The organism is Pseudomonas alkylphenolica, from assembly GCF_000746525.1.
GTDB classification, from domain to species: domain Bacteria; phylum Pseudomonadota; class Gammaproteobacteria; order Pseudomonadales; family Pseudomonadaceae; genus Aquipseudomonas; species Aquipseudomonas alkylphenolica.
In genome coordinates, this window is sequence record NZ_CP009048.1 from 540001 (window position 1) to 554133 (window position 14133).

Consider the following 14133-nt stretch of genomic DNA (forward strand, 5'->3'; position numbering starts at 1 on the left):
ATACCTACAAGTGCCGAGCATGGGAGACACACGGCGGGTGCTAACGTCCGTCGTGAAAAGGGAAACAACCCAGACCGTCAGCTAAGGTCCCAAAGTCATGGTTAAGTGGGAAACGATGTGGGAAGGCTTAGACAGCTAGGAGGTTGGCTTAGAAGCAGCCACCCTTTAAAGAAAGCGTAATAGCTCACTAGTCGAGTCGGCCTGCGCGGAAGATGTAACGGGGCTCAAACCATGCACCGAAGCTACGGGTGTCACTTAGGTGACGCGGTAGAGGAGCGTTCTGTAAGCCTGTGAAGGTGAGTTGAGAAGCTTGCTGGAGGTATCAGAAGTGCGAATGCTGACATGAGTAACGACAATGGGAGTGAAAAACTCCCACGCCGAAAGACCAAGGTTTCCTGCGCAACGTTAATCGACGCAGGGTTAGTCGGTCCCTAAGGCGAGGCTGAAAAGCGTAGTCGATGGAAAACAGGTTAATATTCCTGTACTTCTAGTTATTGCGATGGAGGGACGGAGAAGGCTAGGCCAGCTTGGCGTTGGTTGTCCAAGTTTAAGGTGGTAGGCTGAGATCTTAGGTAAATCCGGGATCTTAAGGCCGAGAGCTGATGACGAGTTGCCTTTAGGCGACGAAGTGGTTGATGCCATGCTTCCAAGAAAAGCTTCTAAGCTTCAGATAACTAGGAACCGTACCCCAAACCGACACAGGTGGTTGGGTAGAGAATACCAAGGCGCTTGAGAGAACTCGGGTGAAGGAACTAGGCAAAATGGCACCGTAACTTCGGGAGAAGGTGCGCCGGTGAGGGTGAAGGACTTGCTCCGTAAGCTCATGCCGGTCGAAGATACCAGGCCGCTGCGACTGTTTATTAAAAACACAGCACTCTGCAAACACGAAAGTGGACGTATAGGGTGTGACGCCTGCCCGGTGCCGGAAGGTTAATTGATGGGGTTAGCTAACGCGAAGCTCTTGATCGAAGCCCCGGTAAACGGCGGCCGTAACTATAACGGTCCTAAGGTAGCGAAATTCCTTGTCGGGTAAGTTCCGACCTGCACGAATGGCGTAACGATGGCGGCGCTGTCTCCACCCGAGACTCAGTGAAATTGAAATCGCTGTGAAGATGCAGTGTATCCGCGGCTAGACGGAAAGACCCCGTGAACCTTTACTATAGCTTTGCACTGGACTTTGAATTTGCTTGTGTAGGATAGGTGGGAGGCTTTGAAGCGTGGACGCCAGTTCGCGTGGAGCCATCCTTGAAATACCACCCTGGCAACTTTGAGGTTCTAACTCAGGTCCGTTATCCGGATCGAGGACAGTGTATGGTGGGTAGTTTGACTGGGGCGGTCTCCTCCTAAAGAGTAACGGAGGAGTACGAAGGTGCGCTCAGACCGGTCGGAAATCGGTCGTAGAGTATAAAGGCAAAAGCGCGCTTGACTGCGAGACAGACACGTCGAGCAGGTACGAAAGTAGGTCTTAGTGATCCGGTGGTTCTGTATGGAAGGGCCATCGCTCAACGGATAAAAGGTACTCCGGGGATAACAGGCTGATACCGCCCAAGAGTTCATATCGACGGCGGTGTTTGGCACCTCGATGTCGGCTCATCACATCCTGGGGCTGAAGCCGGTCCCAAGGGTATGGCTGTTCGCCATTTAAAGTGGTACGCGAGCTGGGTTTAGAACGTCGTGAGACAGTTCGGTCCCTATCTGCCGTGGACGTTTGAGATTTGAGAGGGGCTGCTCCTAGTACGAGAGGACCGGAGTGGACGAACCTCTGGTGTTCCGGTTGTCACGCCAGTGGCATTGCCGGGTAGCTATGTTCGGGAGAGATAACCGCTGAAAGCATCTAAGCGGGAAACTTGCCTCAAGATGAGATCTCACTGGAGCCTTGAGCTCCCTGAAGGGCCGTCGAAGACTACGACGTTGATAGGTTGGGTGTGTAAGCGCTGTGAGGCGTTGAGCTAACCAATACTAATTGCCCGTGAGGCTTGACCATATAACACCCAAGCAATTTGCGTCGAAATGACCAGATTGCGGTGTTGTGAAGACGAAACGAACCGAAAGTTTGCGACTCACAATCGTCACATACCCAATTCGCTGGAGTGTCTGAACAAGACCTTCTGGCAACAGAATTTCTTGACGACCATAGAGCATTGGAACCACCTGATCCCATCCCGAACTCAGCAGTGAAACGATGCATCGCCGATGGTAGTGTGGGGTTTCCCCATGTGAGAGTAGGTCATCGTCAAGATTAAATTCCGAAACCCCTATCTGCGTATGCAGGTAGGGGTTTTGTCTTTTCCGGCCGTGGCAATCGCGGATGAATCCGCTCCTACAGGGTCGGGGTGATCTGTAGGAGCGGATTTATCCGCGATAGGCCACAACGCGATCCAGGTGCCTCAAACCCATCAGTTTTCTATGCAATCCCTACCTGCATAGCTATCATGCCAGCCTCATTACGAGTCGAGATTGGCATGCTGAAGTTGTTGAAGCTCCTCAAGGATGGCCGGTTCCATTCCGGGCAGGACCTGGGGGTCGCCCTTGGCGTAAGTCGTAGTGCTGTCTGGAAACAGTTACAGCACCTCGAGGCCGAGTTGAATCTGCCCATTCATAAAGTGCGTGGCCGCGGCTATCAGTTGGCCGCACCGCTGTTCCTGCTAGAGGAATCGGCTATTGCTGAGCGCTCGCAGGGTGAGCACTGGCCTGCGCTGATATTCGACTCTATTGATTCCACCAATGCCCAGGCTTTACGCGCAATCACTGAAGGTCAGGCTGCCCCCTTTCTGGTGCTGGCCGAGCGCCAGACGGCAGGACGCGGCCGGCGTGGGCGTCAGTGGGTCAGTCCGTTTGCTGAGAACCTCTATTACAGCCTGGTGCTGCGTATTGAAGGCGGCATGCGTCAGCTTGAGGGCTTGAGCCTGGTGGTGGGGCTTGCAGTCATGCGTACGCTGCAGACTTTCGGTGTGGCTGATGCTGGTTTGAAGTGGCCGAACGACGTCCTGGTCAATAATCAAAAGATTGCCGGTATCCTGCTGGAGTTGGTTGGCGATCCCGCTGATGTCTGCCACGTGGTATTGGGTATTGGCATCAATGTGAACATGCAGGCTACGACTGAGGTCGACCAGCAATGGACCTCTGTGCGTCGCGAGACGGGCGCGGCCATCGATCGCAATCTGTTGGTCGCCAGGCTCAACCACAATCTGCAGCTCGACCTTGAGCGGCATCGGCAGGCCGGTTTCGCCGCATTCCAGTCTGAGTGGGAGCAGGCGCACCTATGGCAGGGGAGGGCGGTGTCCTTGATTGCCGGAGTCAACAAGGTCGACGGTGTGGTATTGGGTATCGACGGCCAGGGTGCATTGCGCCTTGAGGTCGATGGCGTAGAGAAGAGCTTCAGTGGTGGTGAGCTCAGTTTGAGGTTGCGTGATGATTCTTGAGCTCGATTGCGGTAACAGCTTCATCAAATGGCGCGTTATCCGCAGCGCTGATGCATCTATCGTTGCTGGAGGTGTGGTCGACTCCGATCAGGCACTGCTGACAGCAGTCGCGGCGTTGCCCCAGCCGCCTCAGCGTGGTCGTCTGGTCAGCGTGCGCAGTGAAGAAGAAACTACAGCGCTATCGGCGCTGTTGGCCCAGCGCTTCGGGTTTGACGTACTTGTTGCGCAGCCCGCTCAGGAGGTGGGTGGCGTGCGCAATGGTTATGAAGACTTCGAGCGTCTGGGGCTGGACCGCTGGCTTGCAGTGCTGGGGGCTTATCGGTTGGCCAAAGGTGCGTGCCTGGTCATGGATTTTGGTACTGCGGCCAAGGCGGACTTTGTTGCTGCAGATGGCGAGCACCTGGGGGGCTTCATCTGTCCTGGCATGCCGTTGATGCGCAGCCAGTTGCGCACCCATACCCGTCGTATTCGATATGACGATGCCTCGGCCGAGCGCGCTTTGTCGAGCATGGCGCCCGGGCGCTCAACAGTAGAGGCGGTTGAGCGCGGCTGTGTGCATATGCTCCAGGGTTTCGTTCGTTCCCAGCTCGATCATGCAAAAGCCTTGTGGGGTGAAAATTTCACCGTATTGCTGACCGGAGGTGATGCGCCCCTGGTGCAAGAGGCTGCGCCGAATGCCCGAGTGGTGCCGGACCTGGTATTTGTAGGTCTGGCCATGGCCTGTCCTCTGGATTGAGGTGACTATGCGTTGGTTGTTTCTGTTGTTGGTGGTGCTTAACGGCGTCTATTACGTCTGGCATCAGCAGGAGGCGCCCTTGAAGGTCAAAGAGGTCGCACCGCTATCGCTGTACAAGGGTAATCAGCAGGATATTCGCCTGTTGAGCGAGTCTCATCCGGGTAAACAAACTCCCGAGCGTGGTCAGGAGTGTCTTTATGTCGGTGGCATGAACACTCAGGAGCAGCTCGATGCCTTGCGCCAGCGCCTGCTTAGCCTGGATGTGGCTGCCATTCCGGTGGTTGGTCGCCTCGGAGATGCGACCGGCCTGTGGTTGCAGATAGCGCCGCAGAGCCAGCGTTTGCTGGACCAAACCCTGCTCGGAACACTTTCCCATGATTTCAAAGACTTAAAACATAAAATAATGTTGTGCAGGGGTATTGCAACTGGCGAATAGCTTGATAGAATGGCGCCCGCTTCACAGGGATGACCACTAAGTGGCAAAACTGAGAAGCAGCTGTCAAATTAGCTAACCTCAAGATTTTAATGAGAAAAAGCTTGACAGTAGGACGGCAAGAGTTGAAAATGCCGCCCAGCTCAGGAGGGGTTCCCGAGCGGCCAAAGGGATCAGACTGTAAATCTGACGTCTACGACTTCGAAGGTTCGAATCCTTCCCCCTCCACCATTTTAGCGAGAGCTGCAAGCTCCGCGGGTATAGTTTAGTGGTAGAACCTCAGCCTTCCAAGCTGATGATGCGGGTTCGATTCCCGCTACCCGCTCCAAGTTTTGCGGTTGTTGCATAGTGTTACGCTCTTGTAGCTCAGTTGGTAGAGCACACCCTTGGTAAGGGTGAGGTCAGCGGTTCAAATCCGCTCAAGAGCTCCATATAACAAGGCAGATATGAAAATATCTGCCTTTGTTTTAATGGTCGTATTAACTTGCTTATTTCTTCTTGCTGAGGATTGTCTCGATGGCTAAGGAAAAGTTCGATCGTAGTCTGCCGCACGTGAACGTTGGCACCATTGGTCACGTTGACCATGGCAAGACCACGCTGACCGCAGCGCTGACTCGCGTTTGCTCCGAAGTTTTCGGTTCGGCCGTCGTCGAATTCGACAAGATCGACAGTGCTCCAGAAGAGAAGGCTCGTGGTATTACCATTAATACTGCGCACGTCGAGTACAACTCGAACATTCGTCACTACGCTCACGTTGACTGCCCGGGTCACGCTGACTACGTGAAGAATATGATCACCGGTGCTGCCCAGATGGACGGCGCGATCCTGGTTTGCTCGGCCGCCGATGGTCCGATGCCGCAAACCCGTGAGCACATCCTGCTGTCCCGTCAGGTTGGCGTTCCGTACATCGTGGTCTTCCTGAACAAGGCTGACCTGGTAGACGACGCTGAGCTGCTGGAACTGGTCGAGATGGAAGTTCGCGACCTGCTGTCCACCTACGACTTCCCAGGCGACGACACTCCGATCATCATCGGTTCGGCTCGTATGGCGCTGGAAGGCAAAGACGACAACGAAATGGGCACCACCGCTGTCAAGAAGCTGGTTGAGACTCTGGACAGCTACATCCCAGAGCCTGAGCGTGCTATCGACAAGCCGTTCCTGATGCCAATCGAAGACGTATTCTCGATCTCGGGTCGTGGTACCGTTGTTACCGGTCGTATCGAGCGTGGTATCGTCCGCGTTCAGGACGCCCTGGAAATCGTTGGTCTGCGTGACACCACCACCACCACCTGCACCGGTGTTGAGATGTTCCGCAAGCTGCTGGACGAAGGTCGTGCTGGCGAGAACTGCGGCGTTCTGCTGCGTGGCACCAAGCGTGACGACGTTGAGCGTGGTCAGGTTCTGGTCAAGCCAGGTTCGGTTAAGCCGCACACCAAGTTCACCGCAGAAGTTTACGTTCTGAGCAAGGAAGAAGGCGGCCGTCATACTCCGTTCTTCAAAGGCTACCGTCCACAGTTCTACTTCCGTACTACTGACGTGACCGGTAACTGCGAGCTGCCAGAAGGCGTTGAAATGGTAATGCCAGGTGACAACATCCAGATGACTGTCACTCTGATCAAAACCATCGCAATGGAAGATGGTCTGCGTTTCGCTATCCGTGAAGGCGGTCGTACCGTCGGTGCTGGCGTCGTAGCAAAGATTATCGAATAAGTAGTTGATTTCTCTCGATCAGGTCGGCATAATGGCCGGCCTGATAAGCTTTTAGGTCAGTAGCTCAATTGGCAGAGCGACGGTCTCCAAAACCGTAGGTTGGGGGTTCGATTCCCTCCTGACCTGCCAGATTCACCTCGTGTGTCTGGCTTTCTTTTCACAGGATCTTCCTAGATGACTCCCAAGGCTGAAGCCCAAGACTCTCGTTTTGATCTGCTCAAGTGGCTGGCTGTTGTCGCTTTGGTGGTCGTTGGTGTCGTGGGTAACCTTTATTACTCCGCTTCGCCGATTCTGTATCGCGTACTCGCACTGCTCGTTCTGGCTGCTGTTGCTGGCTTTATCGCCCTGCAGACCGCCAAAGGCAAGTCGTTCTTTACGCTTGTGAAGGAAGCTCGCACCGAGATTCGTAAAGTCGTATGGCCAACCCGTCAAGAGACCATGCAAACCACGCTCATCGTAGTGGCGGTTGTTCTGGTTATGGCGTTGCTGCTGTGGGGTCTCGACTCCCTGCTCGGTTGGTTGATTTCCTTGATTGTTGGCTAAGGGTGTCCCGTGGCTAAGCGTTGGTATGTTGTGCATGCTTACTCGGGTTACGAGAAGCATGTAATGCGCTCGCTGATCGAGCGCGTAAAGCTGGCTGGCATGGAAGACGGCTTCGGCGAAATTCTGGTCCCCACTGAAGAAGTGGTTGAGATGCGTAATGGCCAGAAGCGCAAGAGCGAACGTAAGTTCTTCCCTGGCTATGTCCTGGTGCAAATGGACATGAACGAAGGTACTTGGCACTTGGTCAAGGATACCCCTCGTGTCATGGGCTTCATCGGTGGTACTGCAGACAAGCCTGCGCCAATCACTGATAAAGAGGCTGAAGCCATTCTGCGTCGCGTTGCTGATGGCAGCGACAAGCCCAAGCCGAAAACGCTGTTCGAGCCGGGTGAAGTGGTCCGCGTTATCGATGGCCCGTTTGCTGATTTCAACGGTACCGTTGAAGAAGTTAACTACGAGAAGAGCCGGATCCAAGTGGCCGTGCTTATTTTCGGTCGCTCTACCCCGGTAGAGCTTGAGTTCAGCCAGGTCGAAAAGGTCTAGCCGAACAAAGCATCCCATACCCCGCAGCCCTATGTGCTGCGGGGTTTTGTCGTCACTGGGATAAAACGTAAGTAATCCGGGGAGCCATCTGGCGTTCGTACCCGATATTGGAGTAGCTCATGGCTAAGAAGATTCAGGCTTACATCAAGCTGCAAGTAAAGGCCGGCCAGGCCAACCCAAGCCCACCCGTTGGTCCAGCACTGGGTCAACACGGTGTGAACATCATGGAATTCTGCAAGGCCTTCAACGCCCGTACTCAGGGTCAAGAAGCCGGTCTGCCGACTCCTGTGATCATCACTGTTTACAGTGACCGCAGCTTCACCTTCGAAACCAAAAGCACCCCTGCTTCGGTTCTGCTGAAGAAAGCAGCTGGCCTGACCAGCGGTTCCGCACGTCCGAACACCGTTAAAGTCGGTACTGTGACCCGTGCTCAGCTGGAAGAGATCGCAAAAACCAAAAATGCTGATCTGACTGCCGCTGACATGGAAGCAGCCGTGCGTACCATCGCCGGTTCTGCTCGCAGCATGGGCCTCAACGTGGAGGGTGTGTAATGGCTAAGCTGACCAAGCGCCAAAAGGCCATTGCTTCGAAAATCGAAGCTGGCAAAGTCTACAACTTCGAAGACGCAGCAGTGCTGCTGGCCGAACTGTCCACCGTGAAGTTCAGCGAATCCTTCGACGTTGCTGTCAACCTCGGCGTTGATCCGCGTAAATCCGACCAGGTCGTTCGTAGCGCTACCGTGCTGCCACACGGCACTGGCAAGACCGTACGTGTTGCCGTCTTCACCCAGGGTCCAGCTGCTGAGGCCGCTTTGGCTGCCGGCGCTGACCGTGTAGGTATGGACGATCTGGCTGCCGAAATGAAAGGCGGCGACCTGAACTATGACGTTGTTATTGCTTCCCCGGACGCAATGCGTGTTGTAGGTCAGCTGGGTCAGGTTCTGGGTCCTCGCGGCCTGATGCCTAACCCGAAAGTCGGTACCGTAACTCCAGACGTAGCCACCGCGGTCAAAAACGCCAAGGCTGGTCAGGTTCGTTATCGCACCGACAAAAACGGTATCATCCACACCTCCGTTGGCAAAGTCGGCTTTGAAGCTGGCAAGCTGAAGGAAAACGTTGAAGCCCTGATCGCTGATCTGAAGCGTATCAAGCCAGCTTCCTCGAAAGGTATCTACGTTAAGCGCGTTACCCTGAGCACTACTATGGGCCCAGGTCTGGTCATCGACCAGAGCTCGCTGAACGCGTAAGACAAAAGCCGGCGCGAGTAATCGCGTCCGCTTGAAAAAATTGGGGTCCCTGCCTGGCGGGGGCTATCCAAGACCGTAGGCGGCGCAAGCCTTAAACCTCAAGCCTACGCAGATGGTGCTCCCGGTTCCTTACCGAATCAGACACCAAAACGACATCCGGCTTCGGCCAGATGAAACGGTAACAAGCAGGAGTTTTACCCGTGGCAATTAAACTCGAAGACAAGAAGGCCATCGTCGCTGAAGTCAACGAGGCTGCCAAAGTCGCTCTGTCCGCTGTCGTGGCTGATGCCCGTGGTGTGACTGTAGGCGCAATGACCGGACTCCGTAAAGAGGCTCGTGAAGCTGGCGTATACGTACGTGTCGTACGTAACACCCTGCTCAAGCGCGCTGTTGCTGACACTGAATTCAGTGTCCTCAACGACGCCTTCACCGGCCCGACCCTGATCGCATTCTCCAACGAACACCCGGGCGCTGCTGCTCGTCTGTTCAAAGAGTTCGCCAAGGGTCAGGACAAGTTCGAGATCAAGGCAGCTGCGTTCGACGGCAAGTTCCTTGCCGCTAACGAAATCGACGTGTTGGCTACCCTGCCGACCCGCGACGAAGCTATCGCGAAGCTGATGAGCGTGATCCAAGGCGCTACCAGCAAGCTGGCTCGTACTTTGGCAGCTATTCGCGACCAGAAAGAAGCTACTGCTGCCTAAGGCACAGAAAGCCCTTTCGAAATCATACGTTTAATTTGATAGCTGCGTAGGCTGTCACCCCAATACAGGATTTAAGTCATGTCTCTGACTAACGAGCAAATCATCGAAGCAATCGGCCAGAAAACCGTTCTGGAAGTTGTTGAGCTGATCAAAGCAATGGAAGAAACCTTCGGCGTTACCGCTGCTGTTGCCGCTGCTGGCCCAGCTGCTGCCGCTGCCGTTGTTGAAGAGCAAACCGAATTCAACGTAGTTCTGGTTGAAGCCGGCGAGAAGAAAGTCAACGTGATCAAGGCCGTTCGTGAACTGACCGGTCTGGGCCTGAAAGAAGCCAAAGAGAAAGTTGACGGCGCTCCTCAGGTTGTCGCTGAAGGCGTTTCGAAAGAAGCCGCTGAAGACGCCAAGAAGAAGCTGGAAGAAGCAGGCGCTAAAGTCGAACTCAAGTAATTTCGACTTTGCGACTCCAGCCCGAGCGCTAAGCAAACGGCTGATGGCTGGTGGCTCTTGCCACCGGCCTTTTTCCGTTATTGGCAGCTGACCAGGTCGGCGCCGATAACGAGCTGTAACCACCAACGATGGTGGCGCAAACCATGGGGTTTGCACGATTTTCTGGCTGCTCCCGTCGGGAGAAGCCAAACAAGCAGGTGACCAAGCTGGGGAACGCTGATGGCTTACTCATACACTGAGAAAAAACGTATCCGCAAGGACTTTAGCAAGTTGCCGGACGTCATGGATGTGCCTTACCTCCTGGCCATCCAGCTGGATTCGTATCGTGAATTCTTGCAAGCGGGAGCGACCAAAGATCAGTTCCGCGACGTGGGCCTGCATGCGGCCTTCAAATCGGTTTTCCCGATCATCAGCTACTCCGGCAATGCTGCCCTGGAGTACGTTGGCTATCGTCTGGGCGAACCGGCTTTTGATGTCAAAGAATGCGTACTGCGCGGCGTGACCTACGCGGTACCGCTGCGGGTAAAAGTCCGCCTGATCATTTTCGACAAAGAATCGTCGAACAAAGCGATCAAGGACATCAAAGAGCAAGAAGTCTACATGGGTGAAATCCCCCTGATGACTGAAAACGGTACCTTCGTAATCAACGGTACCGAGCGTGTTATCGTTTCCCAGCTGCACCGTTCGCCGGGCGTGTTCTTCGATCACGACCGCGGCAAAACGCACAGCTCTGGCAAACTGCTGTACTCGGCGCGGATCATTCCTTACCGCGGTTCGTGGCTGGACTTCGAATTCGATCCGAAAGACTGTGTATTCGTCCGTATCGACCGTCGTCGCAAGCTGCCTGCCTCGGTACTGCTGCGCGCGCTGGGCTACAGCACTGAAGAAGTGCTCAACGCTTTCTACACCACCAACGTTTTCCACGTGTCGGGCGAGAGCCTGAGCCTGGAGCTGGTGCCTCAGCGCCTGCGCGGTGAGATTGCGGTCATGGATATCCATGACGAAACCGGCAAGGTGATTGTCGAGCAAGGTCGTCGTATTACCGCTCGTCACATCAACCAGCTGGAAAAAGCCGGCGTCAAACAGCTCGACGTTCCTATGGAATACGTCCTGGGCCGCACCACCGCCAAGGCCATCGTGCACCCGGCTACCGGCGAAATCCTGGCCGAGTGCAACACCGAGCTGAACACCGAGCTGCTGATCAAGATCGCCAAGGCTCAGGTTGTCCGCATCGAGACCCTGTACACCAACGACATCGATTGCGGTCCGTTCATCTCCGATACCCTGAAGATCGACTCCACCAGCAATCAGCTGGAAGCGCTGGTCGAAATCTACCGGATGATGCGTCCTGGCGAGCCGCCAACCAAGGATGCTGCCGAGACCCTGTTCAACAACCTGTTCTTCAGCGCCGAGCGTTACGACCTGTCGGCCGTTGGTCGCATGAAGTTCAACCGTCGTATCGGTCGCACCGAAATCGAAGGTTCGGGCGTGCTGAGCAAGGAAGACATCGTCGAGGTCCTCAAGACCCTGGTCGATATCCGTAACGGCAAAGGCATCGTCGACGACATCGACCACCTCGGTAACCGTCGCGTTCGTTGCGTCGGCGAGATGGCCGAGAACCAGTTCCGCGTTGGCCTGGTGCGTGTTGAGCGTGCGGTCAAAGAGCGTCTGTCGATGGCAGAAAGCGAAGGCCTGATGCCTCAGGACCTGATCAACGCCAAGCCGGTTGCGGCGGCGGTGAAAGAGTTCTTCGGCTCCAGCCAGCTCTCGCAGTTCATGGACCAGAACAACCCGCTCTCCGAGATCACCCACAAGCGTCGTGTCTCCGCACTCGGCCCTGGTGGTCTGACCCGTGAGCGTGCAGGCTTCGAAGTCCGTGACGTACACCCGACCCACTACGGCCGTGTGTGCCCGATCGAGACCCCTGAAGGTCCGAACATCGGTCTGATCAACTCCCTGGCGGCCTATGCCCGCACCAACCAGTACGGTTTCCTGGAAAGCCCGTACCGTGTGGTTAAAGAGGGTGTTGTCACCGACGACATCGTGTTCCTGTCGGCGATCGAAGAAGCTGATCATGTCATCGCTCAGGCTTCGGCCGCGATGAACGAGAAGAAGCAACTGATCGACGAGTTGGTAGCCGTTCGTCACCTGAACGAATTCACCGTCAAGGCGCCGGAAGACGTCACCCTGATGGACGTTTCGCCGAAACAGGTAGTTTCGGTTGCAGCGTCGCTGATTCCGTTCCTCGAGCACGACGACGCCAACCGTGCGTTGATGGGTTCGAACATGCAGCGTCAGGCTGTACCAACCCTGCGTGCTGACAAGCCGCTGGTCGGTACCGGCATGGAGCGTAACGTTGCCCGTGACTCCGGCGTTTGCGTCGTGGCTCGTCGTGGTGGCGTGATCGATTCCGTCGATGCCAGCCGTATCGTGGTTCGCGTTGCCGATGACGAAGTTGAAACCGGTGAAGCCGGTGTCGACATCTACAACCTGACCAAGTACACCCGTTCGAACCAGAACACCTGCATTAACCAGCGTCCGCTGGTGAGCAAAGGTGATGTGGTTCAGCGTAGCGACATCATGGCCGACGGCCCGTCCACCGATATGGGTGAACTGGCACTGGGTCAGAACATGCGTATCGCGTTCATGGCGTGGAACGGCTTCAACTTCGAAGACTCCATCTGCCTGTCCGAGCGTGTGGTTCAGGAAGACCGCTTCACCACGATCCACATCCAGGAACTGACCTGTGTGGCCCGTGACACCAAGCTTGGCCCAGAAGAGATCACCGCGGACATTCCGAACGTCGGTGAAGCTGCGCTGAACAAGCTGGACGAAGCCGGTATCGTTTACGTGGGTGCTGAAGTAGGCGCTGGCGACATTCTGGTCGGCAAGGTCACGCCAAAAGGCGAAACCCAGCTGACGCCAGAAGAGAAGCTGCTGCGCGCGATCTTCGGTGAGAAGGCCAGCGACGTTAAAGACACTTCCCTGCGCGTGCCTACCGGCACCAAAGGTACTGTCATCGACGTACAGGTCTTCACCCGTGACGGCGTTGAGCGTGACAGCCGTGCGCTGTCCATCGAGAAGATGCAGCTCGACGAGATCCGCAAGGACCTGAACGAAGAGTTCCGTATCGTTGAAGGCGCAACCTTCGAGCGTCTGCGTTCTGCCCTGAACGGCCAGGTCGTCGATGGTGGTGCAGGCCTGAAGAAAGGCACTGTGATCACCAACGAAGTGCTGGACGGTCTGGAGCACGGCCAGTGGTTCAAGCTGCGCATGGCCGAAGACGCGCTGAACGAACAACTCGAGAAGGCCCAGGCCTACATCGTTGATCGTCGCCGTCTGCTGGACGACAAGTTCGAAGACAAGAAGCGCAAGCTGCAGCAGGGCGATGACCTGGCACCGGGCGTACTGAAGATCGTCAAGGTCTACCTGGCAATCCGTCGCCGCATCCAGCCGGGCGACAAGATGGCCGGTCGTCACGGTAACAAGGGTGTGGTCTCGGTGATCATGCCGGTCGAAGACATGCCGCACGACGCCAACGGTACGCCAGTTGACGTGGTACTCAACCCATTGGGTGTACCATCGCGTATGAACGTTGGTCAGATCCTCGAAACCCACCTGGGCCTGGCGGCCAAAGGTCTGGGCGAGAAGATCAACCGCATGCTCGAAGAGCAGCGCAAGGTCATTGAACTGCGCAAGTTCCTCACCGAGATCTACAACGAGATCGGTGGTCGTCAGGAAAGCCTGGAAGACTTCTCCGACCAGGAAATCCTGGATCTGGCGAAGAACCTCAAAGGCGGTGTGCCAATGGCCACTCCAGTCTTCGACGGCGCCAAGGAAAGCGAAATCAAGGCCATGCTGAAACTGGCAGACATGCCAGAAAGCGGTCAGATGCAGCTGTTCGACGGCCGTACCGGTAACAAGTTCGAGCGTCCAGTGACCGTTGGTTACATGTACATGCTCAAGCTGAACCACTTGGTGGACGACAAGATGCACGCGCGTTCCACTGGTTCTTACAGCCTGGTTACCCAGCAGCCGCTGGGTGGTAAGGCGCAGTTCGGTGGTCAGCGTTTCGGGGAGATGGAAGTGTGGGCGCTGGAAGCATACGGCGCGGCATACACCCTGCAAGAAATGCTCACAGTGAAGTCGGACGACGTGAACGGTCGGACCAAGATGTACAAAAACATCGTGGACGGCGATCACCGTATGGAGCCGGGCATGCCCGAGTCCTTCAACGTGTTGATCAAAGAGATCCGTTCGCTCGGTATCGATATCGATCTGGAAACCGAATAACACGTGACGCGAATCGGGAGCGTGGCTGAAAAGCCCGCTCCCTGCTCCGCCAGGAGGAAAGG

At 55.7% G+C, this 14133-nt stretch carries 11 protein-coding genes, 4 tRNA genes and 2 rRNA genes (1 of these 17 only partly in view); all 17 read left to right on the plus strand.

Going from position 1 to position 14133, the window contains the following annotated elements:
* A 23S ribosomal RNA gene (locus PSAKL28_RS02445) occupies positions 1-1984 on the plus strand; it begins 906 nt to the left of the window's first position.
* Between the two features lie 139 nt (positions 1985-2123).
* Positions 2124-2239: ribosomal RNA gene (rrf, locus tag PSAKL28_RS02450) — 5S ribosomal RNA — on the plus strand.
* 223 nt (positions 2240-2462) lie between these two features.
* Entirely contained in the window at positions 2463-3422 is a 960-nt protein-coding gene (gene birA / locus PSAKL28_RS02455) for a bifunctional biotin--[acetyl-CoA-carboxylase] ligase/biotin operon repressor BirA (protein WP_038606134.1), read from the plus strand.
* Positions 3412-4158, plus strand: coding sequence for a pantothenate kinase (locus PSAKL28_RS02460; RefSeq protein ID WP_038606137.1), 747 nt, complete (start codon positions 3412-3414; stop codon positions 4156-4158). The genes birA and PSAKL28_RS02460 overlap by 11 nt, the downstream gene beginning before the upstream one ends.
* 7 nt (positions 4159-4165) lie before the next feature.
* Entirely contained in the window at positions 4166-4594 is a 429-nt protein-coding gene (locus PSAKL28_RS02465; protein ID WP_038606139.1) for a hypothetical protein, read from the plus strand.
* Between the two features lie 143 nt (positions 4595-4737).
* Positions 4738-4822: transfer RNA gene (locus PSAKL28_RS02470), tRNA-Tyr, on the plus strand.
* 23 nt (positions 4823-4845) lie between these two features.
* A tRNA-Gly gene (locus PSAKL28_RS02475) sits at positions 4846-4919 on the plus strand.
* 27 nt (positions 4920-4946) lie between these two features.
* Positions 4947-5022, plus strand: a tRNA-Thr gene (locus PSAKL28_RS02480).
* An 85-nt stretch (positions 5023-5107) separates the two neighbouring features.
* The gene (gene tuf, locus PSAKL28_RS02485; protein ID WP_010220303.1) at positions 5108-6301 is read left to right on the plus strand and encodes an elongation factor Tu; all 1194 of its coding nucleotides are present in this window, start codon (positions 5108-5110) and stop codon (positions 6299-6301) included.
* A 53-nt stretch (positions 6302-6354) separates the two neighbouring features.
* Positions 6355-6430, plus strand: a tRNA-Trp gene (locus PSAKL28_RS02490).
* 45 nt (positions 6431-6475) lie between these two features.
* Positions 6476-6844, plus strand: a complete 369-nt coding sequence (gene secE / locus PSAKL28_RS02495; protein ID WP_038606143.1) for a preprotein translocase subunit SecE — start codon at positions 6476-6478, stop codon at positions 6842-6844.
* A gap of 9 nt (positions 6845-6853) precedes the next feature.
* Entirely contained in the window at positions 6854-7387 is a 534-nt protein-coding gene (gene nusG, locus PSAKL28_RS02500; RefSeq protein ID WP_010220294.1) for a transcription termination/antitermination protein NusG, read from the plus strand.
* Between the two features lie 119 nt (positions 7388-7506).
* Positions 7507-7938, plus strand: a complete 432-nt coding sequence (gene rplK, locus PSAKL28_RS02505; protein WP_028944937.1) for a 50S ribosomal protein L11 — start codon at positions 7507-7509, stop codon at positions 7936-7938.
* Complete coding sequence (gene rplA / locus PSAKL28_RS02510) at positions 7938-8633, plus strand: 50S ribosomal protein L1 (protein WP_038606147.1); 696 nt, start codon at positions 7938-7940, stop codon at positions 8631-8633. Before rplK ends, rplA begins: the two co-directional genes overlap by 1 nt.
* A gap of 200 nt (positions 8634-8833) precedes the next feature.
* On the plus strand, positions 8834-9334 hold the full coding sequence (gene rplJ / locus PSAKL28_RS02515) for a 50S ribosomal protein L10 (RefSeq protein ID WP_028944939.1): 501 nt from the start codon (positions 8834-8836) through the stop codon (positions 9332-9334).
* A gap of 78 nt (positions 9335-9412) precedes the next feature.
* The gene (gene rplL / locus PSAKL28_RS02520; RefSeq protein WP_007957596.1) at positions 9413-9778 is read left to right on the plus strand and encodes a 50S ribosomal protein L7/L12; all 366 of its coding nucleotides are present in this window, start codon (positions 9413-9415) and stop codon (positions 9776-9778) included.
* A 219-nt stretch (positions 9779-9997) separates the two neighbouring features.
* Positions 9998-14071 carry a DNA-directed RNA polymerase subunit beta gene (gene rpoB, locus PSAKL28_RS02525; protein WP_038606152.1) on the plus strand — a complete coding sequence of 1358 codons (4074 nt, stop codon included), beginning with the start codon at positions 9998-10000 and terminating at the stop codon, positions 14069-14071.
* Positions 14072-14133 lie beyond the last annotated feature (62 nt).

Excerpts from the sequence above, each read along its gene's own strand:
- birA (WP_038606134.1), top strand. The coding sequence starts at position 2,463 with ATGCTGAAGTTGTTGAAGCTCCTCAAGGATGGCCGGTTCCATTCCGGG.
- PSAKL28_RS02460 (WP_038606137.1), top strand. The coding sequence starts at position 3,412 with ATGATTCTTGAGCTCGATTGCGGTAACAGCTTCATCAAATGGCGCGTT.
- PSAKL28_RS02465 (WP_038606139.1), top strand. The coding sequence starts at position 4,166 with ATGCGTTGGTTGTTTCTGTTGTTGGTGGTGCTTAACGGCGTCTATTAC.
- tuf (WP_010220303.1), top strand. The coding sequence starts at position 5,108 with ATGGCTAAGGAAAAGTTCGATCGTAGTCTGCCGCACGTGAACGTTGGC.
- secE (WP_038606143.1), top strand. The coding sequence starts at position 6,476 with ATGACTCCCAAGGCTGAAGCCCAAGACTCTCGTTTTGATCTGCTCAAG.
- rplK (WP_028944937.1), top strand. The coding sequence starts at position 7,507 with ATGGCTAAGAAGATTCAGGCTTACATCAAGCTGCAAGTAAAGGCCGGC.
- rplA (WP_038606147.1), top strand. The coding sequence starts at position 7,938 with ATGGCTAAGCTGACCAAGCGCCAAAAGGCCATTGCTTCGAAAATCGAA.
- rplL (WP_007957596.1), top strand. The coding sequence starts at position 9,413 with ATGTCTCTGACTAACGAGCAAATCATCGAAGCAATCGGCCAGAAAACC.
- rpoB (WP_038606152.1), top strand. The coding sequence starts at position 9,998 with ATGGCTTACTCATACACTGAGAAAAAACGTATCCGCAAGGACTTTAGC.